Origin of the sequence: Aliiroseovarius sp. PrR006, assembly GCF_010500215.1 — a bacterium.
GTDB lineage: Bacteria > Pseudomonadota > Alphaproteobacteria > Rhodobacterales > Rhodobacteraceae > Aliiroseovarius.
In genome coordinates this window covers 84409-110407 of record NZ_JAAGOY010000010.1, presented here as the reverse complement: position 1 = coordinate 110407, position 25999 = coordinate 84409, and the positions used below count along the sequence as shown (strand labels likewise).

Here is a 25999-nt window from a genome sequence, read left to right as displayed (position 1 = left end):
GCTTGCAGCTTCTTCAACCACAACAACGTCTTCAACGATCGGGTCGCTGTAGCCGCCAGCAAAAGCGGGGGCGGACAAAGCGATCATGCCAGCAGCGGCAAGGGTCATGACTTTTTTCATGTTACATACTCCATAATGGTGCGCGGGCTCACTACTTTAGCGTGCCGTCACGCTATATTTCTCATAGAAGCAGTGATTTTGGAAGGATGAACTGCCAGCCACCCCTGCTCGATCAGCGAAGTTTGGCCGATGTGGCTTGGTTGCCATACTCGCATCTTAGCCCGAAAATATCTGGGTCAGGAAAACCGCACCACAGTACTGAGAATTCGGGCGGATCCCGCCACCCGCGCCGGTGTAGCGAAGGTTTCGGCGTAGGATATTCCTGCGGTGACCCGGAGATTCCATCCATTCGCGTACGGCCAATTTGGCCAGGCTGCGATAGCTGTGCCGCCCGATGGGTTGGCCAGAAGGCGTTGTGAACACGCATTTCCCAGAGGATCGAATCAGAAACTGACGATTGTCGATATTGTACAAACGCATGACGCCGATGTTTTCAGCACCCGTTTTATACTTCACGCCCGATGACTTGAGCCGCCCCTTCAGGCTGCTTGTTTTCCCGCTCGACGCCTTATGGCTCAGCTTGCCGGACTTCGCCATCCACTTCGAGTGTTTGCTGGCTTGTGTGCGCAAACCGCTTGCCGCAGTCAGCTTTGGTAGGCCGTGTTTGCACCGGTAAAAGTTCACCTCCGCCAAGATCGCGGCATCCAAAATCGCTTGGTTCAACTGTTTGTAGGATATGGATTTTTCTTCACCTGCAACGCGCTGAACAGAGCACTTGGCCTGCGCTGTGGCAGGTGACAGGAAGACAGCAAGGCATGCGGTCAGCATGACGGGCAACAAGGGGCGCAACATTTTTGTCTCCGATCTGAGTGGGAATGACGGATCCTAGGTTCTATTGTTCAATAAGTAATTGAGGAATGCGAGACCATTTCTTGGCAATTATATGGCGCGGTCCATTGACTTGCAGCGGTGTTTCTCGCACCAAAGTTATGCAGTTTTATTAAATACATGAGAGTAATGACCGATGAAAATCGCAATGATTGGAACGGGCTATGTTGGGCTCGTATCGGGGGTTTGTTTTTCTGATTTTGGACATGAAGTCGTTTGCGTCGATAAGGATCCGCGCAAGATCCGGATGCTCGAAGCGGGCAAGGTTCCGATCTATGAGCCCGGGTTGGAAGATTTGATGGCGAAAAACGTTCAGGCCGGGCGCCTGACCTTCACTGAAGACTTGAAAGAAGCCGTTTCAGGGGCGGATGCTGTCTTTATTGCTGTTGGCACGCCCACGCGTCGTGGTGATGGCCATGCGGATCTGACCTATGTTTTCGCAGCTGCAGAAGAGATTGCCGAATCATTGGACCACCATGCCGTGGTCGTCACCAAGTCCACGGTACCCGTCGGCACCAATCGCCGCGTCGCCGAGGTGATCGCGAGGGCCAATCCGGAACTGGAGTTTGACGTGGCCTCGAACCCGGAATTTCTGCGTGAAGGTGCCGCGATTGATGACTTCATGCGGCCGGATCGCGTGGTAGTCGGCGTCGAGAACGACCGCGCTGCGCAAGTGATGGCCGAGATCTATCGCCCGCTGTTCCTGCGTGATTTTCCGATTGTCACCACCGATCTGGAAAGCGCTGAGATGATCAAATACGCGGCGAACGCGTTCCTGGCGACCAAGATCACCTTCATGAATGAAATCGCCGCACTGTGCGAGCGCGTGAATGCAGACGTGAAGCAAGTGTCGAAAGGCATCGGGCTGGATGGTCGGATCGGCAACAAATTCCTGCACGCGGGTCCGGGCTATGGCGGAAGCTGTTTCCCGAAGGACACCAAGGCGCTTGCTCGCATTGGTCAGGAAAACGGCATGGCGATGCAGATCACCGAGGCTGTGATCAACGTGAATGACGGCGCCAAACGCCGGATGATCGACAAGGTGGTCGATATGTGTGGCGGCGGTGTTTCGGGGAAGACCATTGTCGTGCTCGGGGTCACCTTCAAACCCAACACGGATGACATGCGCGATGCACCCAGCCTGACCATCGTTCCGGCTTTGATCGGCGGTGGGGCAACCGTCCGTGTCGTCGACCCTCAGGGCCTTGCCGAGGGCAAAGCGCTTTTGCCGGGTGCACATTGGTTCGAAGATGCATATAAGGCTGCCGAGAATGCGGATGCGGTTGTGCTTCTGACCGAGTGGAATGAGTTCCGAGCGCTGGACCTGAAACGTCTGGCCGAAGGTATGAACACGGCAGCGATGGCCGATCTGCGCAACATCTATTCGCCATCGGATGCGGAGCGAGCGGGGTTCACGACCTATTGTGCCGTCGGGCGTCGCGGGTTCGGCACCGGGGAATGGCATGACTAAGGCCCCCTTCCTGCAGCGGGAGGAAGCAGGCAAGGAACCGGCACAGGTTGAAACGGCTTTTCGACATCGTATTGGCACTTGTGCTTATGGTGCCGGTGATTCCCGCTCTGGCGGGTCTGTACGTCGTGGTGCTAGCCAAGGATGGACGCCCATTCATTTACCGCTCGCGTCGTAACACCGCATTTGACCAAGTGTTCGACCAGATGAAGATTCGCACGATGCGGACGGCCCCTGCGCATGAAAGCGTGGGCATCACCGGTGGGCATAAAAGAGGTCGGATTACCAAGCTGGGCCGGTATCTTCGCGACCATCGTCTGGATGAGCTGCCGCAACTGCTGAACGTGCTGAAAGGCGAGACGAGTTTCGTGGGCCCGCGCCCGCCCGAGCCGCGCTATGTCGCCGCCTGTCCCGCAATTTATCAGCAGGTGCTTTTGGACCGCCCCGGCATCACCGGGATGGCCTCGATCATCTTTCATTCCCACGAAGAAAAAATGTTGGCCGAGTGCCATTCGCAGAAAGAAGCGGAAGACGTTTACTTGCGTCGCTGCATTCCACGCAAAGCGCATTTGGATATGATCTATCACCGGAACAAGTCGCTGATGCTGGATCTGTACGTACTGTATCTGACAGCGGCGAAATCGGTGCCGCTGCCAGGGCGTCGCGCTGCCCGTATTCGCGGGCAGTGATCAAAAGCAGTACTACTGGTTACAACGCGCTGCCGTCCGCCACTTTCAGCCACGCCGCGCCATCGCTATAGGCCAGCTGAGCGCCTCCGGTCGCATCCGACACGAAGGCGATGCCGCCCGTCCCAATGGTTGCTGCAGCAGGAAGGTCGGCTGTCAGAGCCGGGGTCAGCTTCATCACCCCGTCCACGTCCAGCTTGGCCACCGGGGCTTTGCCGATTCCAACGTCTCCGTTCCCGGTGGCCACGACCGCGCTGTGCCAGCTGGACCCATCCGCGCTGGTCTTGATCGAGAAGTCATCGTTCCCCGCCAACCCCATCTCCGCGCGCCCCGACCAGTTGGTCTGAAACAGCAAGGAACCGGTGTCGCCGCTGCTAGCTTTGTTGACCTTTAGCTGATGCGAACTGCCCGCATGGGTCAAAAGCGTGGCGTCCGAGGACACCGCCAGCCGGTTGGTTGCATCGGCGCTTGTGTTGATGCCGACATGGTCCAGATTGTTGGTGTCGAGTGTCATCTCGACCCAGGCGCTGCCGTCAAACCGCATCGTTTTGGCTGTGGCTTGAACATCGGCGTGCCAACCTTCCGATGGCACAAAAAACTGCCAGACACCGCTTTCCAAAAGGGCAATGTTGTGATCCCGCCCGGCCCAGTCACCTGTTGCCCCGCTGGCGACAATGTGGCGGTCCCCCTCGGCTGGTGAGGCGGGGGGCACCGTCCCGTCGGCGCTTTGGACTGTCAGTTGGACCAACACATCCAACACCCGAAGCGCTTCGTTATGGGTGACATGTTTTTGCGCCTGAGACGGCTGGATCAGGGGTAGGGACAGGATAGGGGACTGGCTCATGGGGCTCTCCGCGAAAAGGTCGTTACCGTCCAAGTGATTGGCGAAAATACTTAACGGGGCCGCACCCAAGCGTGCGTTGCATTACGTAGGCACCACGAATGGTCCGCCTACCAGAAATCAACAAGCCCCTCAAAATGTGACAGGTCGTTAACCCCGAGAACCGCCAGTAGGTCCCAGTCGCCCAAGTCAACCAGTTCCCCGATTTCTCTGGTGATTGCGGACCTGAAAACCGGCTCATCTGATAGATGCCGGTCGTTCCAAAGTGCATTGTCAAACATGAACTCGTCATCTGCGAAAGCGAACTCGAGAATGCGTTCGACGCTGTCGTTGAATGCAAAATTGCCTTGATCAACGTCGCTATTCAGGCCGTGATCCGCAGACATGATGTAAGTAGATGTTGCGTTGCTGACGAGGTATTCGTCCGTCATATCGATGTAGCTAGCAATGCCGTTGCGGTCGCTAACGAACACGTTGCTGAATACCACTTCGGTCAGGCTTTCGATGGAACGAGCTTGGTTGTCCGTGGCAGCCTGTTCGATCTTACTACTGCGGAAGCCGGTCAGGGTGCCGGAACTTGCTTTTGAAAAACAAACGGTTTCAATGTCCGGGGCGCTGCCGTCAGTCGGGGTGCCGTCCAAGTTTCCTGGGATAAATTCGAACCCGTTCGGGGGGCGGTCCAGCGCCAATATGTCCGGTGTCTGAAAATGCGAGGCATCCAGCGCCCCACCACCCGCACGATAGACGTGCAGAACCTCGTCCTTATAGGTCAGTATGGCCCCCCAGAGGGTCGAGGTGACGTCAAGCTGGCTTGCGTCATACAGCATGTGATAGCTGCTCAGATCCAAGGAGTCCTCGGTCGGATCGAAATCCGTGATCGTATCTAGATTGCCGTCGTCACCAAGGATGAACAGGTCCGCGCCGGCCCCACCCGTCATTGTGTCCGCGCCCGCGCCATCGCTGAGCATGTCTGCGCCACCCGCGCCAGCCAAAGTGTCGTCGCCAAAGCCGCCAAGAATGACGTCGCTGTCCGCGCCTCCGGTCAATGTATCCCCCGCGATACCGCCTATCAGCGTCACGCCTGCCGGGTCTGGGTCGATCGTATATTGGGTGATCCCCAGTTCGGTCTCACTGGTCGCAAAGACAACGATTTGCCCATTCACGCTGGCGGCCTCAAGGGCTGCGACGTTCTGAAGGGCGGTTGTGTTCGTGTCCCAGACGGTGTCCAGATGGACCAATCTGCCGTCAGGCAGCAGCGTGAACAGTGATAGCCCATCGTCAGAGCCACCCGCGATGACATACAGGCGTCCATGGTGTTCGACGGTGGTCAGCTCGGTCACATCCGAGAAGCGCGTGAATTTGTTGTCGATGACATGGTCCGCCGGGGTTAGCGTGCCTGTCGCGTCGACCGCAAATACGGTCAAGGACGAGCTGCCCGCGCTGGCCAAGATGACAAAGTTCTGACTTCCAACCGTCCCGGTGGCCAGCTTGGTTGGCGTACCAACCGGCAGCACTGTGGCGGCGGAATGCTCGGACACCAAAGTCGGCGCGCCCGTGGCGTCTAGCAGATAGCTGGCGATGCCATCCCCTGCGGACGAGGCCGTGATCAGCACCTGATGCGTGCCGAAATCAACGGTCTCTATGTCGATCAAATCCGGTTCGGACAGAGACGCAGGCTGGCTATAATTACCCTGTAATATGAGGGTGTTCGTGCCATCAAGCGTGTAGTGGCAAAAGCCTTCGCCGGTGATGCTGGCTGCGTAGATATGTGTCTCGCCGTCGATGACTGTCGCATGCAGGGCCGTGAGCAGCCCCACCCCACTTGGACCCCACTGATAGAATACCGGATCCGACAATGCCGCGTCGGGGGCTAGAGTTAGGCCCGCAATCCCCCAGTCACTTTGCCCAAAGGCCAGCAGGACAGTTGCGCCTTGGTGTGTGATGGTTTCCAGGACAGGAGCGGACGAAGATACCGCCCCCCCTCCGGTCCAGACCTGATCTGACAGCGTCAGTGTGCCGCCCGCGCCGATGGTTTGTATCATGGACCCGCCAGCGGATGCGCTGATCGATACAAGATGCGCCTGGCCATCCTGCCAGACGATCTTCAGATCTGTAACTCCTGATTCATATAACTGACTGGCACCGAAGCTGGTGCCAGCGAAACTAAACATGGTCACCCCAACCACCCTCGATTTCACCCACGCGCTTAAGAACGCAATTCGAGTGTGTTGGTTGGAGGTTAACGACTGTTTATCTGTCGTCAGGAGTTTGTTTAGGAATTGTAAGCAATTGAATCTTAATGGCTTGCTAATGATTGCGGCGCCACGCTGCGCAGTGACCAACGTTGCACGCCGTCGCGCTGCCTTAGCTCTTGTAATAACTGCATTTCCCGTCAGGCCTAGTCGCAGGGCGTGGGCTGCCTTGTGACGCCGGGCACTCGGCTGAATGCAACCACACCTGCCCATTCCTGTTCGCCAAAAAAAACGCGGTGTGGAACAACGCGGGGGCATTCACGTCGGAGATAGCGATGAACATCTTACTTGTCGGAGCTGGTCTGAGCGGTGCCGTCATCGGGCGCGAGCTTGCGGGAGATGGGCATCAGGTCATCATTGTGGAAAGCCGCGACCACATCGCGGGCAATTGCCACACTGAACGGGACGCCGATACCGGGGTCATGGTCCATGTCTATGGTCCGCATATCTTTCATACCGATGACGAACAGGTCTGGGGCTATGTGAACCGGCACGCCAATTTCCTGCCTTTCAAGAACCGCGTGAAAACGACCTCGAAGGGGACCGTGTTTTCGCTGCCGATCAACCTGCATACGATCAACTAGTTCTTCGGCCGGTCGATGCGCCCGGACGAAGCGTTGGAGTTCATCACCAACGAGCAGGCCGATACCTCGGTCGAGGATCCCAAGACGTTTGAGGAGCAGGCGCTGCGGTTTGTCGGCAGGGATCTCTACGAGGCGTTCTTCAAAGGCTACACGATCAAGCAATGGGGTATGCAGCCGTCCGAACTGCCCGCCAGCATCCTGAAACGCCTGCCGGTGCGCTTCAATTACGACGACAACTATTTCTCCCATAAATTCCAAGGGGTGCCGGAAGACGGCTATACCTCGATGGTCGACCGCATTCTGGATCATTCCACGATCACCGTCCATCTGAACACCCGCTTTACCCGCGATCAGGCCGACCAATACGACCACGTTTTCTACTCTGGTCCGCTGGATGGATATTTTGATTTCGAGCTGGGACGTCTGGGCTATCGTACGCTCGACTTCGAACGCTTTACCTATGACGGTGACTATCAGGGCTGAGCGGTGATGAACTATGGGGAAGAGGACATTCCCTACACCCGCATCACCGAGCACAAGCATTTCAGCCCGTGGGAAGAGCATGAAGGCTCGGTCTGCTACCGCGAATTCTCGTGCGCCTGTGGGCCAGAGGATATTTCGTATTACCCGATCCTTCAGGTCGATGAGAAAGCCCTGCTGGCGGACTATGTGGATCTTGCCAAGACCACCACGGGCGTGACCTTCGTGGGCCGTCTGGGCACCTGTCGCTATCTGGATATGGACGTCACCATTCGCGAGGCGTTGGACACTGCCGAGATGTTCCGCAAGTCCGTCGAGGGCGGTGACAAGATGCCGGTTTTCGCGGTCGATCCCTGAAGCGCGCGATCAGCGATCGGCCAGTTTCAAAACGTCTGTGTGGGGGCGCAAGGTTCGATGGCGCAATCCGTCTGACCCCGCCATCCGCTTGGCATCGGGCGTTACCATTTTTTTGAGTTCACATCCCGAAGCGTGGCGTTGTCCAACATCTGTTCCGCCAGCAGCTTCTTGGCCTCTGAAGGCTCCAGGCCGCCATACTTCGATGTGTATTTGCAGAAGGTGCCCTAGCTAACCCCATAGCGCCTGCACACATCTGCAGTCCGCTCGCCTGCTTCCTGCTCCTTGATCTTCTGGATGATCTGTTCGTCGGTGAACCTCGTCTTCATTTGTCCGTCCTTAAGTTGGGCGGACTCTACACATAACTGGAGGAGATACAGGGGCTCAGGTCACCTTGAACCACAAAGAATCCTTGGGGGTTGCGCGGAGGCGTTTTGTTTTGATTGCGGTTTCTGTCCTTGCTTTGGCCAGCTGTGACGCGCCACGCGGTGCGGCCCTTCAATCCGAGATTGTTGGCGGACCCGCTGACAGCAGTGCTGATCTGGCTGTATACACCGTGTCCAAGGCGACCCTGCCTGCCATTGCAAGCTGGCCTGCCCCCAACGCGGACGGCGATTATACTTGGCCATCGCGCGGGGCCGCGAGCGTCGACAAACCGATCCGGCCGTTTGACCGCGTGGACGTGATTGTCTGGGACAGCGAGGAATCCTCGCTTCTGTCCTCGCCCGGCCAGAACACGGTCGAGATGAAGAATATGCTTGTTTCTTCCGGCGGCACCATCTTCCTGCCCTTCGTCGGCAGCGTGCATATCGCAGGCATGCCCCATTCGGCGGCCCGCGCCCGCATCCAGCGTAAGTATGTCGAGGCGATCCCCTCGGCGCAGGTGCAGCTGAATGTTAAGCAGGGTACACGCGGCACGGTTTCGGTGGTGTCGGGCGTTTCGCGTCCCGGTCCGATTACGCTTGATGACCCCAGCTTTACCGTGTTGCACGCCATCGCAGCCTCGGGCGGCCCGGACAAAAGTCTGAAGAACCCCAGCGTCAAACTGATCCGGGGAAACCAAACCTATCAGCGTCCCCTGTCGGAAGTGATGTCCAACGCGTCCTATGACACCTATTTGCGTCCCGGAGACAAGCTGGCCGTCGAAAGTGACAGCCGCTATTTCCGCTCGCTGGGGGCAGCCTCGAAAGAGGCGCTGATCCCGTTCTCGAAACCCGAGATTTCCGCGCTTGATGCGATGTCATTGATTGGTGGTCTGACGGATCAACGCGCCAACCCGAAAGGGATCTTGATCCTGCGCGAGTATCCGCAAACCGCCGTGCGCGCAGACGATCAGGGGCCAGACAATGTGCGCAGCGTCTTTGTGATCGACCTGACCACTGCTGACGGGCTGTTCAGTGCGGGCAAGTTCCAGATCCACAGCAAGGATACTGTGCTTGTTACCGAAAGCGCGATCGCGGCAAGCAACACCTTGGTGCGACTGGTCCGCCAGCTGACCGGGATCACGTTTGACATCAGTAGGCTCTAGGCTTGACCGAATGTGGCTTTTGAAGGGGTGCGCGTGGTGCGCGCCCCTTTTTCGTGTGGCTGCATGCATCCTTGGCGCTCGTTGCTTGACCCTTCTGCGCGCGGTCCTTACCCATTGAAGTTCAAGGAGGACCGCCCATGCGCACCGCAGATGAAGCCCTGATCGTGATCGACGTGCAGAACGATTTCTGCCCGGGCGGAGCCCTTGCCGTCGCCGAAGGCGACCAGATTGTGCCCCTGATCAATGCCATGCTGCCCGACTTTGCCGTGAAAGTTTTCACGCAGGACTGGCACCCAGCGGGTCACAGCTCGTTCGCGTCGTCGCACGATGGGAAAGCCCCGTTTGAGATGACCGAGATGCCCTATGGTTCCCAAGTCCTATGGCCCGACCACTGCGTGCAGGGCACAGATGGGGCCGCTTTCCACCCCGATCTTCTAACGGCCCCCGCCGACCTCGTGATCCGCAAAGGCTTCCGCCCGCAGATCGACAGCTATTCCGCCTTCTTCGAGAATGACCAGACGACCCCCACCGGGCTGGAAGGCTACCTGCGCACCCGTGGCGTCACCAAGTTGACCATGGTCGGCCTTGCGACCGATTTCTGTGTCGCCTACTCGGCCATCGACGGTGCCAAACTGGGTTTCGACGTCACCGTTCTGGAAGCCGCCTGCCGTGCCATCGACCTTGACGGCTCGCTGGCTACCGCCCGTGACAACATGCGCGCCGCAGGCGTGAAACTGGAGGCGTAAATGGTTGATATTGCCACTCGCGTCTATGATCACAACTGGAAGATCGATCCGATCGTCCGCTCGCTGATCGACACCGATTTCTACAAGCTGCTCATGTGCCAGTCGGTCTTCCGCAACAAGCCCGACGCGCAGGTTACCTTCAGCCTGATCAACCGCTCGAAACACGTGCCCCTCGCCGATCTCATCGACGAGGGCGAGCTGCGCGAGCAACTGGACCACATCCGCTCGCTGTCGCTGTCGCGCGGCGAAAGCACATGGCTGCGCGGTAATACGTTTTACGGCAAACGCCAGATGTTCCGCCATGACTTCATGGAGTGGTTCGAGAACATGCGCCTGCCGCCCTACCATCTTGAACGCGTAGGCGACCAATACGAACTGACTTTCGAAGGCTCCTGGCCCGAGGTCATGCTCTGGGAAATCCCTGCGCTTTCCGTCCTCATGGAACTCCGCTCGCGCGCTGTACTGCGGGGTATGGGCCGGTTCGAACTACAAGTCCTCTACGCCCGCGCCATGACCCGCGCGTGGGAGAAGATCTCGCAACTCCGCACCCTCGACGGCCTCCGCCTTGCCGATTTCGGCACCCGCCGCCGCCACTCCTACCTCTGGCAGGATTGGTGCGTGCAGGCGGCGATGGAGGGGCTGGGCGAAAACTTCGTCGGCACCTCGAACTGCCACATCGCCATGAAGCGCGACATCGAAGCCATCGGCACCAACGCCCACGAACTGCCCATGGTCTACGCGGCCCTTGCCGAGGACGACGCGGCGCTGGCCCAAGCCCCCTATGACGTGCTTGCCGACTGGCAGCAGGAGCACGACGGCAACCTGCGCATCATCCTGCCCGACACCTATGGCACCAAGGGCTTTCTGGACAACGCGCCCGATTGGCTGGCCGGCTGGACCGGCATCCGCATCGACAGCGGAGACCCCGCCACAGGCGCCGAGACCGCCATCAATTGGTGGAAATCCCGCGGCGAGGATCCTACCCAGAAAATGGTCATCTTCTCGGACGGTCTGGACACCGACAAAATCATCGAACTGCACCAGCAATTCGCAGGCCGAGTGCGTACCAGCTTCGGTTGGGGCACGCTGCTGACGAATGATTTCCGAGACCTCGTCCCCGACAACGCCCTCGCCCCGTTCTCGCTGGTCTGTAAGGCCGTGAAAGCGAACGGGAGGGCGACGGTGAAGCTCTCTGACAACCCCAACAAGGCGATGGGTCCGGAGGACGAGATTGTTCGCTATAAGCGTGTGTTTGGGGTCGGCGAACAGGTTGGGATGGAGGTTGTGGTTTAGAGCACTACATTCGGTCTCTGAATGAACTTTAGTGCAACGGAGAACTGCCTAGACTCAATATCTTGTGCTTCGTCGTGAAGAGAAATCTTACTAAAGAAAGGAATGTTGAATTTTCCGTTTTTCCTAGGGTAATCGACTATCCAATACTCGACCGTCCACCCGCTGCGATACGATTTGTCTTCAACTTTTTTTGCCTCTTCGACACGGTTTTGGTTTCTTAGCATTTTACCTAGTTGTGCCCAACACGACGGTACGCCACTGAACTGACGAGCGGAATTTGATCCCTGCTTGAAGAAGTGACTCAGCACCGCTGAGCGCCTTGAGGATTTTTTCACGTGGATGAACCTTTTTCCCGCGACATCGAGCAGGTCACACGGTTCAAAACCAGAATGGGGGGCGTTCGGAATAACTATCTCTTCTTTGTCTAACAACGCAAAGCCGTAGTGCTTAGACAGTCTTTTATTGTAGTCGTCTTCTCGTTCTAGTTTTCCGTTCTTCTTCTCGTCGTATTTGTAAATGATTACTGGGGGCACGCTATCAGACCAGTTGGTTTTAAGTTCGTCAAAGCGGGCTTCCATCGTCTGCCGAAATGTTTCGTCAATCCTAAACCAATTGCCTTCGTTGGCTGCATATCTCTTGGTCCCCATTTCGATCGAACCAACAAGAGCGTCTTTAATGGACATACTAAGAGAGGGACGCATGTCATCGAAATGAGCCACAACCTTGTGTGATTTAAGCGTTTTGGGCCTGACATCAGGTAGTTTAGTTCCGAGACTCTTTTGGTAGTGACCAAGCATTAAGTCAGGGTACGTCCTTTTTGTTCTAGCTCCTTTGAAGGTAAACGCGGTGGCATCGGCCGAAACGTCGAGAGGAAGTGAAAGCTCGAAACTCTGCTCACCCTTGGCGATGCTTTTAGCTGCCAACTCATCTAATTTTGAGATCTCTTCTCGATCCAAAATTGGTCGAACGAAGTCGATAATTGCGAAATCCGTGCCTTTGTACGCCTTCGATTCAAATAACTCTACCAATTCGGATGAAACATCAGGGATATCTGCGATTTCGTATTCCCCGGTGATCTTTAGAGATTTGGAGCCGGTCATTGCATCTGAGCTTACGTCATCCTTTGTTTTTCCGCTCAGTCTAGAAACGATATCTAGAGCGTCCGAAGTCCAAAGCGATCGAAACTCTCGTTGAAAGGGAGATTGCGAAACTCCTTGGAGGGCGTCGCCTAAGTTTGATCTATCAAGTCTTCTGAGTTTGCCAACATCAAGTGCGTTTACGGCGACCTTTATACCGAAATCGGCTGCGAACTGCCTTTGATCGAGATACATCCAGCCATGAGAGAATGTGACGGCCAATACCCGTTTGTTAGATTCGAACAACAAAACGGCAGCGCCTGAAGATGTTGAAAACTCTTCTATTCCCTTAAAAGCGGCTGAGAGTTGCTTGAGCCATTTAGGTGGGCTTGAGGGACCGCGAAAGATGAACAGTGCCGCCCTTTCGCCGAAACCTTTAATCCCTAGGCTTTGTGAGTTGAGTGCAGCTAGGTTTGCACGTGCGTTTTCCGAAAGGTAATCTCTGAAGTCCTTTTTGGAAGACTTGGCGATATGAAATGTGAAGCTTTTTTTCTTTGGCAAAGTGAAACTCCGAAATTGGAATATGAATCACAATAAGTATCGAATCCATCTCCTCAAGGTTTATCTGAACTGGTAGGTGGATCGGATAGGTGGAGCGTAAGGTAACCCACCCTTAAACCCTTTAAAACCCACCCCAAAACACCATTAAAAACTTTAAAACCCCGGCCAATCCTGCGTTAAAAGGTTTAAACATTTCCGCCCGTCACGCGGCCCCTTATCCCCCAAGGAAATTCCGGGCGGCGGTGACGGCTTTTTGGGTATAGCTGGCGACCTCGGGGCCGGTCGGATCGTATCGCGGAACCGCCCAGCCCATCGACGCAAAGCGGCGCATCATTAGGAACATGGGCAGCAGGTCTTCCGCCTCTTGGCTCAGCGCACGGTGGTCTCGATACCCCGTCAGCGCCGCCGCCTTGATCGATTCATAGGCGGGTTCGTCTTCGTTCTGCGACAGCATCACCGCAAGGTCGTAAAGCCGGAACCCAAACCCTGCGTCGTCGAAGTCGATCAAGGTCAGTCGGTCATTGTGAACAAACACGTTCTCGCGCAGGGCGTCCGCGTGGATTAGCCCGAAATCCGCGCCATTCTCAAGGTAAACTGTCGCCAGATCATGCGCTACAGCCCGCGCGCGCAGCACCATGTTCCGGTCGTCCTCGCTCAGTGCCGGACACTCCCAAAACCGCCCCCAGAACGGGTCGTCCCCCAGCAGACCGGGGATGTCCCAGCGGTGCCGCGTGAACCCGTCTGGCAGGGTGATGTCATCCGTCAGATTGTGCAGCTTCGCCAGCTCGGCGCCGACTTTGCGGTACAGCGCGACCTGATCCTCGGCCGTACCCCCCAGCGGCTCGCCACCTTCCCCAATCGGTGCTCCATCGACCCACGACACCATCGTCGCGCACTGATCTGACCCCAGCGAAAACACAAGGTCGCCATCACTCGTCGGGATCGGCGACGGCACCCGCATGCCCTTCGATGCCAGTGCGGCCATCCAGTCGAGTTCCGAGCGAATGGCGGCCTCGGACTGGTACCCCGGCCGGTGCAACCGCAGCGCGGCCGGCTTCCCGGCAATCCGCACCTCATGCACCGCGTTCTCGCGATCCTTGATCATCCGCACATGCTGTGCGCCCCATGCCTTGAGGGCTTGTTTCAAGACGGTAGTCATGCGGGAACGGCTTTCAATGCGGCGTCCAGAGTCTCGGCCAGCAAGTCGGCTTGTGCGCGGTTAAAACACATCGGCGGGCGGATTTTTATCCCGTGGTAGTGCCGTCCGACAAGATGCAGCAACACGCCTCGGTTCCGCATCTCTTCCACCAGATCTTTGCAGAACCCAGCCGCCTCTTCCGGGTCACCGTCCCGCGTGAACTCGATCCCCATGAACAGCCCCGCGCCGCGGGTGTCGGCGATCATCGGGTGCGACAGCTCTTTCAGCAGTCCCAACGCATAGTCGCCGGTGTCGCATGCGTTCTGAACCAGTTCTTCTTCCTCAAGCACATCCAGAACCGCCATCGCGGCAGCCGCAGACACCGGGTTGCCGCCGAACGTGTTGAAATAGCCAAAGCGGGTGCGGAATTCGGCCATGATCTCGGGTCGTGTCACGACGGCTGCCACCGGATGCCCATTCCCCATCGGTTTGCCCATGGTTACGATGTCGGGCACCAACCCGATCCGGTCGTGGCCCCAGAAATTTCGGCCGGTGCGGCCAAAGCCTGGCTGCACCTCGTCCGCGATGATGATGCCTCCGGCCTTGCGAACAACCGCGACGGTCGGATCGAGGAAGCCCTTGGGTAGGGTGGGGAAGCCCTCATTGGCGAAGAATGGGTCGAGGATCAGTGTGCCGAAGCCGTATCCTGCCTCCTCCAGCTCGTCGATGGCGCGCTGGATCTCGTCGGCGAACGCCTGTGGTTGCGCCTCGGCGCTGCCGCCCAATGGGAACAAGGTATCCGGCGCAGGCACCTTCTTGACCCAGTCCACTGGCCCGCCAATCGGCGTGCGTTTCGCGGACATATGGCTGACCAGATCCGTATTGCCGTGATAGGTGTTGTCGGTGCAGATGATGCCCACCTTTTCGGTCATGGCGCGGCCCATGCGCAGGGCGATGTCGTTGGCCTCGGATCCGGTGCAGACCATGATCATCGTATCTAGCCCGTGATCCATCGTGCCCGTCAGGCGCTCGGCATAATCCAGAATGCCTTCGTGCAGATAACGCGTGTGGGTGTTCAGGGTCGCGGCCTGCTTGGTGGTCGCTTCGACCACTTTCGGGTGTGCGTGGCCGACATGCGGGACGTTGTTGTAGCAGTCCAGATAGCGGTTTCCATCCGCGTCCCATAGCCATGTCCCTTTGCCGCGAGTGATATGAACCGGCGTGCGATAGAAGGTGGTCATGTTCGGGCCAAGAAGCCGCGCGCGCCGTTCCAGGATCGAAGAGGTATCCGCCATGTCATGCTCCGTTGTGTTTGGATGGTACGGTCCATTCGGTGTACGGACCTTGCCCTTGTGGGGGTGCTACGTCGAAGTAATTGCGTTATTAAGTAAAAGAGTCAATCATCCGTGACCCTCCCACGCAAAGCCTTCACTTGTCCGCGTTTGGTCTTGGCATCCATGCGTCGGCGCTGAGACCCTTTGGTGGGCTTGGTTGGGATGCGCCGCTTGGGCGCGACCAGCGCTTTGCGGACCATTTCGGCCAGACGTTCGGCGGCGATCTCTCGGTTGCGGGCTTGGCTGCGCGTATCCTCGACCCGGATGGTGATCGCGCCATCGTGCGCCCATTTCCGCCCGGAGATCCGCTTCAGCCGCGCCTTCACGGCTTGCGACAGATGGGGAGAGCGTGCGGCTTCGAACCGCAACTCAACGGCCGTCGAGACCTTGTTCACATTTTGCCCGCCGGGGCCGGACGAGCGTGAAAAGCTTTCGCTGAGCTCCCAGTCTTGCAGGGTGATATCGTCATTCACGCGGATCATGTGGGCACCCTATCCAATCGCTTGGCCAACGGGAATGGCAGATGCGAAAAAGGGCCGTTCCATCGGAACGACCCTTTCGAGAATATTGGAGGTGGGGCCGGTTAGACTTGGGTCAACTCGGCCCGCGTTTCAGTTCGAGGGCTGCCTCGAACCACCGCGACCTAGATTGTCCCAGCACCTCGCTCCGTTGCATCTCTTGACATGGACACCTCCTTTCTCGCTGTTTCTATATCTAGGAGCGTGCCACATATTTTGCGTTTGTCAAAACTTTTCACGCAGGATTTGGTGAAAGTTTTGTGACCAGAACGCGGAACGGCACCAGTGCCAGCAGCGCAAGCGCCAGTTTCACCATCCAGTCAGCAACGGCCAAAGACACCCACAGCGGGGCCATCGGGCCTGCGCCCAGAAGCGGCAGAACCTCGCCCGCCCAGCTGACGTCGTTGGCCGGTTCAAGGAAGGTCAGCGTGCCCGAGAAGGCGATGGTGAAGAAGATTGCGGTGTCCACCGAGCTGCCGATCAGGGTCGAAACGACCGGTGCGCGCCACCAGCGACCTTCGCGCAGACGATCAAAGATCGCGACGTCCAAAAGCTGTGCGGTCAGGAAGGCTAGGCCGGATCCCATTGCGATGCGCAGGGTCACAAGCGGACCGAACTCGCCCATGATCTGGGTGCCGATGAAGCTGCAGATCACGCCGGTGACGAAGCCGGCAAAGACGACTTTGCGTGCGGCGGACACGCCATAAACGCGGTTCATCACGTCGGTGACAAGGAATGCCAGCGGATAGGTGAAGGCGCCCCAGGTCAGCCAGTTGCCGAACAGGAATTGCACCAGAATGTTTGAGGCCACCACAATGGCAGCCATGGCGATCACGCCAGGAAGAAGTCGGGTCATGTTGTTGGTCCGTTTTATCAAGGTCGCGGAGACTTGGCCCCTGCCGATCAGGGACGGAGGTCTCTTACAGGGACGAAACGGACATATCAACCCTTGTAAACAAGGGGGATGTCGCGTCAGTTCGCGACCTCTCCCGCAGGTTTCGCAAGAGTCGGGACCACATATTCAACGAATTCCGTGGTCTGGTAGAACTTGAAATTGTCGTCGGACACCATGGTCAGGCGAATGTTGCCGTCGGTGTCGCGCCAGACGGCAAGACCTTCCAGATTGTCATGCAGGCCAACGGGGGTGCGCAGAAGTTCGACCTCGTTTTTGAGGCCCGCCGGGGTGATGTCGAAGCGGCGGACGCGGTTGGTGAAGCCCAGAATGCCGCTGAGGTGGCGTTCCAGCAGATAGAACTTCCCGTCGGGCCCGATATCGGCGCCGACCGGCAGGTAGGGCGCGAAACGCGGGAGCGAGAAAGGTTTGTCCCATGTCTGGCTGCCCGCCCGCAGGCGGTAGACAGGGAAGGGCGAGCCTTCGACGCCGGTGCGTTCGGGAATGGTGTAGAGCGTGCCGTTGCGGTCGATGGCCAAGGCCTCGAGCGACGAGTTGTTTTGCAATTCCTTAAAGTCCGGATGCCCTTTCAAGGTGCGGCCCTTGGTCCGGATACTGGAAAAGCGCATCACGCGATGTTTAGCTTCAAAGCTTACGTAAAGCGGGCCGTTCATATGGGTGGCTAGCCCCTCGCTGTCAGCCCGGAAACGACCGAACGGGGTGCCCTTCGGGGACTTCAGCGGGCCGAGGCGGGTGGTGTTCAGGCCTTTGATGACGCCCTCTTCGCGGTTGAAGCTGCCACGGGCGACATAGCCACGGTCGGTGATTGCGATGAAATTTTTGCCGTCTTCGCTGACCTCTAGCCCCGAAAACCCGCCGAAATGCTCGCCCGTGCCATGCCAGCGATAGGCGGACACCAATTGGGCGTCCGACACCGGCTGCGCCCCAAGATCAAGCGCCAGAAGCGCGGCAAGCGCCGCTATCGCGATGACAAAACGGGTCCGCATTGGTTGGGAAGATCCTTAAGGGTCAGTGGGCCGCGTGGTTTGCGCGGCGTCGCTGGTTTCGGTGCGGGCTTGGGATGAAGTATATCATGCACCCATTTTTCCGCATCTTTACAGCCATCTCCAGTGGGGGGCGGAGCCTGATTTACACAACCTTGCACGCCTTTGGGGCAGGCAAGTCGCACATGGAAATGATAGTGGTGCCCCCACCAAGGACGGATTTTACGAAGCCAGCGCCGGTCGCCTTTGGCGTCCTTGCACATCTGCACCTTGGCGCCGGGGAAGACAAAGATCCGCGCGACGCGTTTGTCTTTCGCGGCGGCCTTGATGATCTCGTGATGCGCGCGGGTCCAGTTTTCGTTTACATAGGCGCCTTTCGACCGACGGGTCGAGATGGACGAGAGCCCTTCGCGCTCGGACGCACTTAGATTCAGGCGTTTAGGAGGCAGCATCCAGATGTCAGCATCCAGCCCGATTTGATGCGAACGGTGCCCGGTCAGCATCGGGCCTCCACGCGGCTGGCTCAGGTCGCCCACGTAAAGCCCCTTCCACCCGCGCTGTTGTGCGGCTTTGCGCGACAGTTTCTGCACGAAGTCGATCAGCTCGGGGTGGCCCCAGTTGCGATTGCGCGACAGACGCATGGCTTGCCATGTCGGCCCAGTCTCGGCAAGTTGCTCGGCCCCGGCCAGACACCCTTTGGCATACGATCCGAACGAGGCCGACCGGCTGGCCGTTCCCTGTCGTGCCGCGCCGAACAGCTCTTTCGCGGGTTGTTGGGCCGCCGCAGGCACCCCGGTCAGGGCGAGGCCAGCAATCAGGATCAGTTTGTGAAACAGTCTCATATGAAAACCTATGCGTGGGTGCCTTTGGGTTTAACCCAGATCAATAGGACAAGTCCCAGAACAAACAGTCCGATAAGCGGGGAGACGCCGAGCTGTTGGCTGCCTGTCGCGGCGGTGATGATGCCGATCAGGAAGGGTGCAAGGAAGCTGGTGGCCTTGCCCGCAAGGGCATAAAGGCCAAATGCTTCGGTCATCCGCTCGGGGTTGGCTTGGCGGACCATCATGGTGCGGCTGGCCGATTGCAGTGCGCCACCAGCGGCACCGATCAGCGCGCCAAGGATGTAGAACCCAATGTCGGGCAGCTTGCTGTCAGGCTCGACCGGCATGCCAAACACGCTCTCGCGTGAGATGAAGACGATGCAGATGGCCACAAAGGTCAGCACAAGAATGCAGATGGTGATCACCGGTTTGGGCCCAAAGTGCCGGTCCGCGCGTCCGCCGATCCATGCGAATATCGCGCCGGTTATGATCGCCAGAATGCCGAAGATGCCTACGTCAACGACCGACCAGTTCAAGACGCCCGCCGCATAAATGCCGCCGAACGTGTACATCCCATTCAGCGCATCCCGATAGAACATCGAGCTGCTGAGATAGGCAAACAGGCTGGGGGACTTCGGAAGTGACCGAATGGTCTTCCACAGGCTCGCCAGCGCGTGGCGGACCAGTAAGGGGTCGCTGCTGACCGGTTTTGGATCGCGCACCCACAGGAAGAACGGGATCATGAACACCGCAAACCAAATCGCGGTCAGCGGACCCACAAATCGCGTGCCCTCTTTCATTGCCGGGTCCAGCCCGAAGGGGGGCGTCATGCCGATCAACGTCTTGCCATTGGGCTGCTCAACGAACAGCGCCAGCATGATGATCAGGGTCAGCAGGCCACCGATATAGCCGAATGCCCAGCCATTGCCGGATATGCTGCCGATCTCTTCGCGCGAGCCAAGGTCGGGCAGTATCGCGTTGGTGAAGATCGTGGCGAACTCCATCCCGATCAGACCGATGCCGAAGAGGATCAGCAGAAGAGTCATGTTGAAGTTGTCCGGGGCCGAGTACCACAGGCCGAAGCTGCCGATCACATACATGATCGAAAACAGCCAGATCCATCGTAAGCGGTTGCCAGAGTTATCGGCGAAGGCGCCCAGAATAGGGGCGAGGATCGCGATGATCAGGCCGCAGGTGCCAACGGCAAAGCCCCAACTGGCCTGCGCTTGTGCCCCGTCGCCAACCACGGTCTTGAAATAAGGGGCGAACACGAAGGTCAGGATCAACGTATTATAGGGCTGACTGGCCCAATCGAAAAAGAACCATCCCCAAATGCGCTTGCGTGCCGAGATCTCTGCCATGTTTGCCCCTGAGAATGCCTGTGTGCTTTTTGTCGATCAAACAGGGAAACGTGCGCGCGGGCAAGGGGATTACATTTCTGGTGGCCAGGGTCGCGTAGCGTCAGCTGCGATCCATGCTTGCACCCATTCCGGCAGAATGGGGGGCGGGCCGGAATGGCCAATGGTGGTCCGCACCTTGTCCGTGGACACAATGCCGTTGCGATCTGTCACGGCCGAGCGATAGACGATCTGGTTCGCGCAGTCGTCTTCCAGCCACATCGTCTGCTCGACATAGAAAAATTTGTCATCCCATCCGACCAACCGGCTGCGCATTTCGAACCGTGCGAAAGTGCGGATGCGCTTGCGGTAGCGGACGCTGGCCCCGGCCATGGTCAGCCCCCAGCGGTTCTTGATCAAGGCACGACTTAGACCTGTGCGGCCCGCCAACGGAATACGCCCCAGATCGTACATGGTCAGGGTGCGGCCATTGTTCAGCTCGCGCCACAGGTCGATGTCCCACGGCCAGCAGCGATGGTGACTAATATGGACGCCATCGATGGGCAGCGGCTCGGCTTTGGCGTATTTGATCATCTCTTTGATCATGCGGACGAAGGGGTACATGGCGGCTCCTTTAGATGTGGTTGCCCTGCCGTGACTTTCCCCAAACGTCAACGCCAACCGCGCGTCACCCTTGCTCTTGTCGGTTGGGCGACTTAGATGTCGTGAAATCAAATGCAAGGAGCCGACATGATTAGCATTCTCAAAATCCTTCTGATGCTTACCGAAATTGCTTGGTTTATTCTGATCGTGCATATCGTCATGTCGTGGCTGATCAATTTCCAGGTGCTGAACCTGCGTCAGCCGATCGTTGCGCAAATCTGGTACGGCCTGAACAAACTGCTTGAGCCCGTATACTCGCGCATCCGCGCATTCCTGCCCAATCTGGGCAATTTGGATCTGGCACCGCTGGTTGCCCTGATCGCGCTGATTGCCATTCAGATTGTTCTTAAAGATGCGTTGCACGCTGCGGTCTACTAATCCCTTGCTGCCCACGCGCGGGCATGGGATTGTGCATCTCAAACACCGAGCAGCACACACATGCCCCGCGATCTTGATCTTCTGAAATCCGTTTTCGGCTTCGATGACTTTCGGCCCGGTCAGGCCGAGATCGTGCAAGCCGTGTGTGATGGTCAGAACACCTTGGCCATCATGCCGACAGGTGGCGGGAAATCCCTGTGCTTTCAATTGCCTGCGCTGGTGCGCGACGGGGTGACGGTGGTGATTTCGCCGCTGATTGCCCTGATGCGCGATCAGGTGCGTGGGCTTCAGGCCGCGGGCGTATCTGCTGGGGCGCTGACCTCGGGCAACACGCAGGAAGAAACCGATGCGGTGTTCGAAGCCCTTGATCGCGGCGAGCTGAAGCTGCTGTACATGGCGCCGGAACGTCTGGCCTCGGGCGGGACGTTGAACCTTCTGCGCCGGATCGACACCAGCCTGATCGCCGTGGACGAGGCGCATTGCGTCAGCCAATGGGGCCATGATTTCCGCCCCGACTATCTGCGGATCGGAGAGCTGCGCCGCGCGCTGGACGTGCCTTTGGCGGCATTTACCGCGACCGCGGACGAAGAAACCCGGGCTGAGATTGTCGAGAAACTGTTCGATGGCGCACCACCCGCCTCGTTCCTGCATGGCTTCGACCGGCCCAACATTCATCTGGCCTTTGCTGCCAAGAACTCCCCCCGGCAACAAATTCTGTCCTTCGCCGCCGCGCGCAAGGGGCAGTCGGGGATCGTCTATTCCGGCACCCGCGCCCGGACCGAGACCTTGGCGAATGCCTTGCGCGATTCAGGCCACGCGGCGGTGCATTATCACGGCGGCATGGAGCCTGATGACCGTCGCGAGGTCGAGCGCCGCTTTCAGCAGGAAGACGGGTTGATCGTGGTCGCAACCGTTGCTTTTGGCATGGGCGTGGACAAGCCAGATATCCGCTGGGTTGCCCATTCCGATCTGCCCAAGTCGATCGAGGCCTACTATCAAGAAATCGGACGCGCGGGTCGTGATGGCGCGCCCGCCGAGACGCTGACTCTGTTCGGCGCCGATGATATCCGCTTTCGCCGTACCCAGATCGACGAAGGGCTCGCGCCTCCGGAACGCCGCTCGGCGGATCATGGGCGTCTGAATGCGCTGCTTGGTCTGGCCGAAGCACACGGCTGCCGCCGCCAACAGCTTCTGGCCTATTTTGGCGAGGAGGCCGAGCCCTGCGGGAATTGCGACTTGTGTTCTAACCCGCCGGACCTGTTCGACGGGACGGTCGATGTGATGAAGGCTCTGTCGGCCATTTTGCGCACTGACGAACGTTTCGGTTCGGGGCATCTGATCGATATTTTGCGCGGAACGATGACGGATCGCGTGCAAGAGCGCGGCCATGACAGTTTGCCAACCTTTGGGGTGGGGCAGGATCACACGAAACCCATGTGGCAGGCGATTTTCCGGCAGATTCTGGGGCTTGATCTGGTGCGACCCGACCCGGAACGGCACGGTGCGCTGCGGATCACGCAAAAGGCGCATCCGGTCCTGCGCGGCGAGGCACAAGTCACGCTCCGGCGCGATACGTTGAAGGCGACACGCCGCCCTGCCGCCAAGATGCTGGTGTCGGAAGAAGACGCGCCGCTGCTCTCTGCACTGAAAGCCAAACGCCGAGCCTTGGCCGAGGCCGCGCGCGTCCCCGCCTATGTGGTGTTCACCGACAAAACGCTGATTGAAATGGCCGAAACACGCCCCGTTACGTTGGATGATATGGCGCGGATCGGTGGCGTTGGCGCAAAAAAGTTGGAGAGCTATGGCACCGACTTTCTGCAGGTCATCGCGGGCGAGGTCGAGCACATGCATCCCGTCCGTCGCAAGCTGGCAGGCCGCGCGGCGGGCAGCCTGTTTGACCGGTTGCAGGACGCCACAACCGAGTTGTTGCGTGGCGAAGATGGCACCGGCAAGTACTTGACCATCGCGCCGGGCACCTTACGTAAAATTGCTGAACGCAAGCCGATGAGCATTGGCGATCTTGGCCGTATGCCGGGGATGAATGACGCCAAAGCCGAACGGTTCGGACCCGCGTTTCTGGAAATTCTAAGCGAAGAGGACTGACATGCTGGTTGTGGTTTCCCCTGCCAAACGATTGGACGAAAAACCGGCCCTGAATGGGGCTGGCACGCGGCCTCGGTTTTTGGACCAAGCTGAAATTCTGGCTAAAACCGCGCGGGGTGTCGGGGCGGAAGGGCTGGAAAAACTCATGCATATCTCGCCCAAGCTAGGCGCGCTGAATGCCGATCGGTTCAATGTCTTTGGCAGCGGAGAAGGTGAAAAACCCGCAATCGAGATGTTCGCGGGTGACACCTATGCTGGGCTGGACGCGCCCAGTCTGGACGAAGACGCGTTGCGTTATGCCGACGACCATCTGTGTCTTCTATCTGGGCTTTACGGACTTCTGCGCCCGCGCGACCAGATTGCGCCGCACCGGTTGGAAATGGGCACACGGATGCAGAACCCACGCGGCAAGAACCTCTATGAGTTCTGGGGTCCGCGCATTGCGGATGCGCTGAATGCGGCCGCGGACGAAACCCAAAGCGAGGTCTTGGTGAACTGCGCCTCGGTCGAGTATTTTTCTGCCGTGCAGAAGGATCGACTGGCCCTGCGCGTGATCACGCCCCAATTCATGGAGATGAAGAACGGCACGCCAAAGGTGGTCAGCTTCTATGCCAAGAAGGCGCGTGGGTCGATGGCGCGCTATGTGATGCAGAACCGGCTGCGCGATCCAGACGCCCTGATCGAGTTCGATCTGGGCGGTTACCAATACCAGCCCGAGATGAGCACCCCGGACCAGCCCGTGTTCCTGCGCGACGAGGGCTAATCAGACGTCATCCATAGGCGCCGCAGCATCCTCAGGGCAGCTTCCCATGATCTCGTCAAATATGACGGGTTTGCGCAGCGGCTTGGTCAGGTAATTGTCTAACCCGTGCGCCATGACCTCTTCGGCGTCGCCCGGCATCGCGTGCGCGGTCAGGGCGACGATGCGGGTGCGGGGCATGTTTTGATCCTGCTCGATCAGCCGGATGCGGCGGGTGGCTTCCTTGCCGTCGACCTCGGGCATCGAGATGTCCATGAAGATCAAGTCGGGTTTGAAGTCGAGAAAGGCTTCGACGGCTTCAAGCCCGTTATTGGCAAAGCGCAGGTCGATGTTCAGCGACTTGACCAGTTTTGAGAAGACCAATTGGTTGGTCTTGTTGTCCTCGGCGGCCAGCACGCGCATCTGGCGGGTGGCGGTTGGTGCAGGGGCGTCATCGACCGGGTGCATCTCTGCGATCGGTTCGGGAGTGTGGGCAATGGTGTCCGGCAGGGTCGGGACAGGCGCATGGCAGAGCTGGCTGAGCGTGTCGAACAGCACAGAACGCAGAACCGGCGTATGTAGGGTAAACGCGGCAATGGCCGTGCAGCCGCAATCAGGTGCGCGTTTCTGCGGGGGTGTCAGAACGATCAGATTGCAATCAGGGTGGGCAGATTTCAGTTCATGTAGCGGATGGGCGTCCAGAGGCACAGCTGTGCAAAGAGCCTCGTCCAAAAAGACCACCTGAGCGCCTTTGCATATGTCAGCCAAGTCGGTGGCCGCCGAGGCCAACGCGACGTTATAGCCTAGCGCGCGGAGACGCTTTCCCAGAATGCTCTTGTTCAGCCCCTCGGTCAGCGCAAGTACCGCTTTTCCGGGTGCGTCAGGCAGATTTGGTTCGCCAATGTGTTCAAGCGCCGGCAGCGAGATGTTGAAGCCGAAGCACGAGCCTTCTCCTTCCTCGCTTTCCAGCCAGATCTCGCCATCCATCAGTTTGACCAAGCGCCGTACAATGGCCAGACCCAGACCGGTGCCTTCATAGCGGCGGTTGCGTTCGTCTTCGACCTGATTGAACTCGCCAAAGATATGGGCCTGAATGTCTTTTGGAATGCCAATGCCGCTGTCTTCGACCGAGATATGGACGCGGTAATCCTTGTCGTCTTCAGCAGGCAAACCAATCGCGCGGACCAGCACATGCCCTTTTGATGTGAACTTTACCGCGTTGCCGATCAGGTTGGTCAGAACCTGTCGCAACCGCACTGCATCGCCCATGAATTTGGACGGCAGGAACAGGTCGAAATCAATCGACAACTGGATACCTTTCTCCTGCACAGTGGGCTGAAGCAATGTCACAACGTCCAGAATGGTTTTTTCCAGATCGAAGGGTTCGGGGTTGAGCGCCAGTTTTGCGGCCTCGATCTTCGAGTAATCCAAGACATCATTGATGATCGTCAACAGCGCCTCGCCGGATTTGCGGATCGTGTCCACATAGAGACGCTGTTCATCATCCAGCTCCCCTTCCGCCATCAGCTCGGCCATCGACACGACACCGTTCATCGGCGTGCGGATTTCGTGGCTCATATTGGCCAGGAAGGCAGACTTGGCGCGATTTGCGGCCTCGGCGCGGTGGCGGGCCTCTTTCAACTTGGTTTGATAGGTGATGGTTTCGGTGATGTTCAGCCCAAGGCAAACCATGTCCCCGTCGCGCGAACGTCGGTCGATAAGCCGGATATGGGTGCCGTCCCACAGGCGCAAATTCAGCGGATCGCGCTTGGGGGCATACCAGCGCGCCAGCATCATATCGCGCCACGCCAACGGGCGCAGGTTGCCGATGTCGACGATGCCTTCCTCGGTCGCGATGTTCAGGATGTCGACATAGCGAATGCCCGGTGCCACGCAGGTCAGCCCGTCAAAGGGTTTCAGATAGGCGCTGTTGGCAGCAATCATGCGATCGGTCTGGTCAAACACTGCAAACCCATCCTCGATGGTATCCAGCGAATCCCACAGTCGCCGCTTCGCGATCACGATTTCTTTGTTGGCGCGCTCAAGATCTGCGCGGACTTGGGTGTTTTCCCCTCTGATTTCCTCGACGACCTCGCGGGTCTCGGTGATCTCGTCCGACAGGGACAACGCGTGCAAAGACAGTATCCGGTTGGCATCCGACAGCTCGGCCTGTTTCTGGGCCAACAGCCGTTCAGCGGCCATTCTGGCCCGCCGTTCCTGTGCAAGAATATCTTCGATTTTCATCCCCGGTTCTC

The 25999-nt window shown here is 58.3% G+C and carries 21 protein-coding genes and 2 pseudogenes; 9 read left to right on the top strand and 14 right to left on the bottom strand.

What is annotated here, in order from left to right; genetic code table 11:
• Nucleotides 1-276: 276 nt before the first annotated feature.
• Nucleotides 277-768, bottom strand: coding sequence for a CAP domain-containing protein (locus G0Q00_RS15270; RefSeq protein ID WP_163040897.1), 492 nt, complete (start codon nucleotides 766-768; stop codon nucleotides 277-279).
• Nucleotides 769-1084: 316 nt separating this feature from the next.
• On the opposite strand from G0Q00_RS15270, the gene G0Q00_RS15265 reads away from it, so the two are divergent.
• Both G0Q00_RS15265 and G0Q00_RS15260 read left to right on the top strand, forming a co-directional pair.
• The gene (locus G0Q00_RS15265) at nucleotides 1085-2419 is read left to right on the top strand and encodes a UDP-glucose/GDP-mannose dehydrogenase family protein (protein WP_163040896.1); all 1335 of its coding nucleotides are present in this window, start codon (nucleotides 1085-1087) and stop codon (nucleotides 2417-2419) included.
• A 47-nt stretch (nucleotides 2420-2466) separates the two neighbouring features.
• Nucleotides 2467-3105, top strand: a complete 639-nt coding sequence (locus G0Q00_RS15260) for a sugar transferase (RefSeq protein ID WP_239058481.1) — start codon at nucleotides 2467-2469, stop codon at nucleotides 3103-3105.
• Between the two features lie 19 nt (nucleotides 3106-3124).
• On the opposite strand, the gene G0Q00_RS15255 is transcribed toward G0Q00_RS15260, so the two are convergent.
• Nucleotides 3125-3946: a DUF2793 domain-containing protein gene (locus G0Q00_RS15255; protein ID WP_163040895.1), complete on the bottom strand. Its 822-nt coding sequence runs from the start codon at nucleotides 3944-3946 to the stop codon at nucleotides 3125-3127.
• A 107-nt stretch (nucleotides 3947-4053) separates the two neighbouring features.
• A complete protein-coding gene (locus G0Q00_RS15250; protein WP_163040894.1) occupies nucleotides 4054-6114 on the bottom strand; it encodes a calcium-binding protein in 2061 nt (686 codons plus the stop codon).
• 356 nt (nucleotides 6115-6470) lie between these two features.
• Between G0Q00_RS15250 and glf the strand changes: the two are divergent.
• A pseudogene (glf, locus tag G0Q00_RS15245) lies at nucleotides 6471-7616 on the top strand (UDP-galactopyranose mutase).
• Nucleotides 7617-7694: 78 nt separating this feature from the next.
• On the opposite strand, the pseudogene G0Q00_RS15935 reads toward glf, so the two are convergent.
• Nucleotides 7695-7942: pseudogene (locus tag G0Q00_RS15935) on the bottom strand (transposase); the annotation flags it as partial.
• 110 nt (nucleotides 7943-8052) lie between these two features.
• Between G0Q00_RS15935 and G0Q00_RS15235 the strand changes: the two are divergent.
• The 3 genes from G0Q00_RS15235 (at nucleotide 8053) to pncB (ending at nucleotide 11180) form a co-directional block, all read left to right on the top strand.
• Nucleotides 8053-9141, top strand: coding sequence for a polysaccharide biosynthesis/export family protein (locus G0Q00_RS15235; protein WP_163040892.1), 1089 nt, complete (start codon nucleotides 8053-8055; stop codon nucleotides 9139-9141).
• Nucleotides 9142-9278: 137 nt separating this feature from the next.
• The gene (pncA, locus tag G0Q00_RS15230) at nucleotides 9279-9887 is read left to right on the top strand and encodes a bifunctional nicotinamidase/pyrazinamidase (protein ID WP_163040891.1); all 609 of its coding nucleotides are present in this window, start codon (nucleotides 9279-9281) and stop codon (nucleotides 9885-9887) included.
• Nucleotides 9888-11180: a nicotinate phosphoribosyltransferase gene (pncB, locus tag G0Q00_RS15225; protein ID WP_163040889.1), complete on the top strand. Its 1293-nt coding sequence runs from the start codon at nucleotides 9888-9890 to the stop codon at nucleotides 11178-11180.
• Here pncB and G0Q00_RS15220 read toward each other — a convergent pair.
• From G0Q00_RS15220 to G0Q00_RS15180, 9 genes are all read right to left on the bottom strand, one after another.
• On the bottom strand, nucleotides 11177-12817 hold the full coding sequence (locus G0Q00_RS15220) for a TIGR04141 family sporadically distributed protein (RefSeq protein WP_163040887.1): 1641 nt from the start codon (nucleotides 12815-12817) through the stop codon (nucleotides 11177-11179). The genes pncB and G0Q00_RS15220 overlap by 4 nt on opposite strands.
• A gap of 214 nt (nucleotides 12818-13031) precedes the next feature.
• A complete protein-coding gene (locus tag G0Q00_RS15215; protein ID WP_163040885.1) occupies nucleotides 13032-13976 on the bottom strand; it encodes a phosphotransferase enzyme family protein in 945 nt (314 codons plus the stop codon).
• Nucleotides 13973-15250, bottom strand: coding sequence for an aspartate aminotransferase family protein (locus G0Q00_RS15210; protein WP_163040883.1), 1278 nt, complete (start codon nucleotides 15248-15250; stop codon nucleotides 13973-13975). Before G0Q00_RS15210 ends, G0Q00_RS15215 begins: the two co-directional genes overlap by 4 nt.
• 101 nt (nucleotides 15251-15351) lie before the next feature.
• Nucleotides 15352-15771: an alternative ribosome rescue aminoacyl-tRNA hydrolase ArfB gene (gene arfB, locus G0Q00_RS15205; protein ID WP_163040882.1), complete on the bottom strand. Its 420-nt coding sequence runs from the start codon at nucleotides 15769-15771 to the stop codon at nucleotides 15352-15354.
• Between the two features lie 271 nt (nucleotides 15772-16042).
• Nucleotides 16043-16663 (bottom strand): queuosine precursor transporter, encoded by a 621-nt coding sequence (locus tag G0Q00_RS15200; protein ID WP_163040880.1) that lies wholly within the window; start codon nucleotides 16661-16663, stop codon nucleotides 16043-16045.
• Between the two features lie 116 nt (nucleotides 16664-16779).
• Complete coding sequence (locus G0Q00_RS15195; RefSeq protein ID WP_163040878.1) at nucleotides 16780-17706, bottom strand: esterase-like activity of phytase family protein; 927 nt, start codon at nucleotides 17704-17706, stop codon at nucleotides 16780-16782.
• Nucleotides 17679-18545, bottom strand: a complete 867-nt coding sequence (mepA, locus tag G0Q00_RS15190) for a penicillin-insensitive murein endopeptidase (protein WP_163040876.1) — start codon at nucleotides 18543-18545, stop codon at nucleotides 17679-17681. The genes G0Q00_RS15195 and mepA overlap by 28 nt, the downstream gene beginning before the upstream one ends.
• Nucleotides 18546-18553: 8 nt before the next feature.
• Entirely contained in the window at nucleotides 18554-19885 is a 1332-nt protein-coding gene (locus G0Q00_RS15185; protein WP_163040874.1) for an MFS transporter, read from the bottom strand.
• Between the two features lie 69 nt (nucleotides 19886-19954).
• Nucleotides 19955-20485, bottom strand: a complete 531-nt coding sequence (locus G0Q00_RS15180) for an acyl-CoA thioesterase (protein WP_163040872.1) — start codon at nucleotides 20483-20485, stop codon at nucleotides 19955-19957.
• 126 nt (nucleotides 20486-20611) lie between these two features.
• Here G0Q00_RS15180 and G0Q00_RS15175 point away from each other — a divergent pair, with 126 nt between their 5' ends.
• Genes G0Q00_RS15175 through yaaA form a run of 3 tightly spaced genes read left to right on the top strand, consistent with a single transcriptional unit; the run spans nucleotide 20612 to nucleotide 23768 of the window.
• Nucleotides 20612-20902 carry a YggT family protein gene (locus G0Q00_RS15175; protein ID WP_163040870.1) on the top strand — a complete coding sequence of 97 codons (291 nt, stop codon included), beginning with the start codon at nucleotides 20612-20614 and terminating at the stop codon, nucleotides 20900-20902.
• A gap of 60 nt (nucleotides 20903-20962) precedes the next feature.
• Nucleotides 20963-23005, top strand: a complete 2043-nt coding sequence (gene recQ / locus G0Q00_RS15170; RefSeq protein ID WP_163040868.1) for a DNA helicase RecQ — start codon at nucleotides 20963-20965, stop codon at nucleotides 23003-23005.
• A 1-nt stretch (nucleotide 23006) separates the two neighbouring features.
• Nucleotides 23007-23768: a peroxide stress protein YaaA gene (yaaA, locus tag G0Q00_RS15165; RefSeq protein WP_163040867.1), complete on the top strand. Its 762-nt coding sequence runs from the start codon at nucleotides 23007-23009 to the stop codon at nucleotides 23766-23768.
• Here the strand turns inward: yaaA and G0Q00_RS15160 are convergent, their stop codons facing one another.
• Nucleotides 23769-25988 carry an ATP-binding protein gene (locus G0Q00_RS15160; protein WP_163040865.1) on the bottom strand — a complete coding sequence of 740 codons (2220 nt, stop codon included), beginning with the start codon at nucleotides 25986-25988 and terminating at the stop codon, nucleotides 23769-23771.
• Nucleotides 25989-25999 lie beyond the last annotated feature (11 nt).

Excerpts from the sequence above, each read along its gene's own strand:
- G0Q00_RS15185 (WP_163040874.1), bottom strand. The coding sequence starts at position 19,885 with ATGGCAGAGATCTCGGCACGCAAGCGCATTTGGGGATGGTTCTTTTTC.
- G0Q00_RS15255 (WP_163040895.1), bottom strand. The coding sequence starts at position 3,946 with ATGAGCCAGTCCCCTATCCTGTCCCTACCCCTGATCCAGCCGTCTCAG.
- G0Q00_RS15265 (WP_163040896.1), top strand. The coding sequence starts at position 1,085 with ATGAAAATCGCAATGATTGGAACGGGCTATGTTGGGCTCGTATCGGGG.
- G0Q00_RS15160 (WP_163040865.1), bottom strand. The coding sequence starts at position 25,988 with ATGAAAATCGAAGATATTCTTGCACAGGAACGGCGGGCCAGAATGGCC.
- G0Q00_RS15195 (WP_163040878.1), bottom strand. The coding sequence starts at position 17,706 with ATGCGGACCCGTTTTGTCATCGCGATAGCGGCGCTTGCCGCGCTTCTG.
- mepA (WP_163040876.1), bottom strand. The coding sequence starts at position 18,545 with ATGAGACTGTTTCACAAACTGATCCTGATTGCTGGCCTCGCCCTGACC.
- pncA (WP_163040891.1), top strand. The coding sequence starts at position 9,279 with ATGCGCACCGCAGATGAAGCCCTGATCGTGATCGACGTGCAGAACGAT.
- yaaA (WP_163040867.1), top strand. The coding sequence starts at position 23,007 with ATGCTGGTTGTGGTTTCCCCTGCCAAACGATTGGACGAAAAACCGGCC.
- recQ (WP_163040868.1), top strand. The coding sequence starts at position 20,963 with ATGCCCCGCGATCTTGATCTTCTGAAATCCGTTTTCGGCTTCGATGAC.
- pncB (WP_163040889.1), top strand. The coding sequence starts at position 9,888 with ATGGTTGATATTGCCACTCGCGTCTATGATCACAACTGGAAGATCGAT.
- G0Q00_RS15175 (WP_163040870.1), top strand. The coding sequence starts at position 20,612 with ATGATTAGCATTCTCAAAATCCTTCTGATGCTTACCGAAATTGCTTGG.
- G0Q00_RS15200 (WP_163040880.1), bottom strand. The coding sequence starts at position 16,663 with ATGACCCGACTTCTTCCTGGCGTGATCGCCATGGCTGCCATTGTGGTG.
- G0Q00_RS15210 (WP_163040883.1), bottom strand. The coding sequence starts at position 15,250 with ATGGCGGATACCTCTTCGATCCTGGAACGGCGCGCGCGGCTTCTTGGC.
- G0Q00_RS15250 (WP_163040894.1), bottom strand. The coding sequence starts at position 6,114 with ATGTTTAGTTTCGCTGGCACCAGCTTCGGTGCCAGTCAGTTATATGAA.
- arfB (WP_163040882.1), bottom strand. The coding sequence starts at position 15,771 with ATGATCCGCGTGAATGACGATATCACCCTGCAAGACTGGGAGCTCAGC.
- G0Q00_RS15215 (WP_163040885.1), bottom strand. The coding sequence starts at position 13,976 with ATGACTACCGTCTTGAAACAAGCCCTCAAGGCATGGGGCGCACAGCAT.
- G0Q00_RS15180 (WP_163040872.1), bottom strand. The coding sequence starts at position 20,485 with ATGTACCCCTTCGTCCGCATGATCAAAGAGATGATCAAATACGCCAAA.